Origin of the sequence: uncultured Capnocytophaga sp. (genome assembly GCF_937936315.1) — a bacterium.
Taxonomy (GTDB): Bacteria; Bacteroidota; Bacteroidia; order Flavobacteriales; family Flavobacteriaceae; genus Capnocytophaga.
On the sequence record NZ_CALGWU010000050.1, the window covers coordinates 1 to 2,986 of the forward strand.

Consider the following 2,986-nt stretch of genomic DNA (forward strand, 5'->3'; position numbering starts at 1 on the left):
TAGGAGCTGTATTGTAACGTGTCTCGATAGAGAAAACTGTTTGTTGCTCACTCCTATCTGCCCTAATAGTAGAGCCTTGACCTTGTGCTCCTAATAGTAATTGAGGCTTACCTGAATACCTAATTTCCGCTATTTTTTGTTGATTGCTAGGCAGTGAGGTAGATTTTGACGCATAATGATAGTAGTAATCCTCATAGTCTACACTAGTTGTTAGCACTTCGCCCGCTGCCGATATTTCAGCACTTGTAGCCTCTCTTCCTGGAGTTATTTCTCTCTGGAAATCTTTAGATTTGCAAGAACCTCGTACTGAAGCACGCAAAAATTCAGAGTAGTCTGTCCATAGCATCCCTGGAGGCAAATGAAGTGCATCGCCTCGCTGAGGATTGGTATAGGTGTACACACGGAAACCACCTTCGGTAGTTTCTACCCATTTATTTAAAGGAATCATAAACCTAGGACGAGCCCCTCCATTCTTAATTTGAGAAGCTTCGGCAATATAGGTATATTCGGTACTAAGGATTTTGTACGCCAAAGGCATTTTAATAACAATCTTCTTAATCAAACGCCCTGGACGATATTCTTCAGTATAAAAACTACTTCCCCCTCCTTGTTGACGACCTGAGTAAATAAGATTGCTCCCTATGTAGTTAGGATAACAACCTGACAAACCATAAGCGTTACTGCCATACTTCGTAGCTGTATGTGCATAATTAAAAACAGGTACAAAGGTTATTCCACAACGCAACGCGTTGGTGTGGTATCCTTGGGAGGTAATATTGGTATCATTTTTATCGGCTAAGGTATAGAAATAAGAGGCAATACCCGATTGCTCCTCTACGCCATAAGTTTGTACTGTATTCTTTACCTGATAGGTAGCTACTACCGAGAAGGTTTGGTTTTTGCCTAAAATTCCCGAAGGCAGCGCATCGGTAAGATTCCAACGGTAATAGTTGCCATTGGCATCGGAAACATTTGTTACCACACCTGGGTCAGTAGCAAGTAAAGTAACTTCGTGAGTACCTATTTTTACTTTGATAAACTTAGGATCTAAATCTGCTTGTTTTTTTACAGAAGTATAATAGAATAGGTTATCGGATGCAGCATTAGGCGATTGTTTTCCTTCGGCAAAGAATTCTACATCGTCTAAAGGCAACACTTTACGGCGTTGCTCTGCAGATATATTAGCACGTTGTACGCGTTGGGTCATAGTAGCATCCGTCCAACCATAAGAGTTATCGGCGCGCTCTACTTTAGCATTAAGTATCTCAGGACCATTTACTGTACAAGGTACTGTACAGCCTAAAGCTATATTTGCACTTTTACAAATTAGAGGTTTTTGGAAGAAAGTACCATCTGGGTTTCTATTCATTAGCGAAATGGTATACGGAATAGCCGTAGCATTACCCATTCCGGTACAATCGGTGAGTTCTATATCAAAAGATATATGCCCCCACAAGCGCACATTGTTACCCGTTATGCCTGCAGGAGGCGTTTCGGGGGTGGTAAAATCTAGCAATCCACCAGCGGGCACATCAGGAATAGTGACAGTAGGCGCGCTCGTATCGGTAAAATCGTCAGTATAGTGGAATACTACATTTTTGAGAGCAATACCCGAAGGCAACTGCATACGATAATTGTAACGAAGGTCATTATTATCAGCATTAAGACGTAGGTTACCTTTGAAACGCTCGTAAGCCGTTACGGTAGTCATAGCAGGAGCTAAGTAGCCTTTTTCAGGAGCGTTCTTAAGCAACTGCACTGGGAAAGCCGTTTTGTTGGCAAATCCAAAATTTCGCGTATAGGTATTTACGCCTTCTCTTGTCTTACCTGTACTACCACAAGCACTCTCGTACCAATAGTTAAAAGTAGGGAATATTGTGAAAGTACCACAATCCATAGGAATGCCTGTAGCTATCAGATCAAAACACAATCTTACCTCGGCACCAGGTTTAAGGTCATCGCGGTAGCCATCGCCATCTTCATCGGTAAGACCAATGTCTTTGCCAGCAAGAGCAGCCTCGGCTAAAGCTGGCAAATCGTGAAAGTCAAAAGTTGTATTATTACCATCAAAAATACGTGTTGGTACCGGAATCTTAGTGCCATCGGTAGCAATAATATAGAAGTTATCGGGAGCGAAGTGTTTTCTGTTTTGCTCTAGCCTTTCCACTCGGTTGTCATAGGCGATAGAGCCATCGGTACTTTCGTTCTTGAAGGCAGTATAGAAAGTACCGAGTTTTTGTCCGGCAGCAGCTGTAAGACCTGCGCCGTACTCAAAATATCTTTTATTCCAATCGGTAATTTGTTTTACTACAGGAATTTTGTATTCCTTTACTTTTATATCTCTACCTACTTTAGTATTTTGGTCAAATAGTTCGGTAGCTGAGAAGCCCCAATAAGGCACGTAGCCAGCCTTTACCTGCTTAGCGCATAGAGAACTAGCCACTTTGTAGGTTTCGGTAATAGTTACCAGCTCATTATTAGCAAAGCCCCCCGGTTTGGTAAGGCTGTACAAAGTTTTGCCTGCATTATGAAAACCAGCAGGTACGGTACCTACTTGCGCTAAAGTGACCCCAGTAGGAGGAGTAAAGCGTACGCTAGTAATACCCGCAGGGTAATCAACAGAGAAGAAGATGGTATGTGTATAGCCTACCCCTGTATTACGTATGCCGAAGGTAGCTGTATTTTCGCCTATTTCGACATTATCAACTCGAGTGATGCCTTGTACCGTAACTACTGGAGGCGTTACCCTATACTGGTTAGATTTTTCTTTTTCTTCTGGTTCGCCTACCACTGTTACTTTCACCTCATCGGTAAGGTATCTACCTGCCAAAGCATCGGTAGCAGCCTTAGTAAGCTTACGCTTAAGGGTAAAAGCCACTTCGGTGTTAGGCGTACCTACAAGGGTAAACACAGGTTTGTTAAGAGGACTACCTGCCACTTGGGATACCGAAGTAGCATTGGCTCCACCACTTACAGAGCCTGCTAC

Annotated in this window: 1 pseudogene; it reads right to left on the minus strand. The window is 42.8% G+C overall.

The annotated features are described in order from the left end of the window. Positions 1-2,986: pseudogene (locus Q0162_RS09520) on the minus strand (hypothetical protein); the annotation flags it as partial.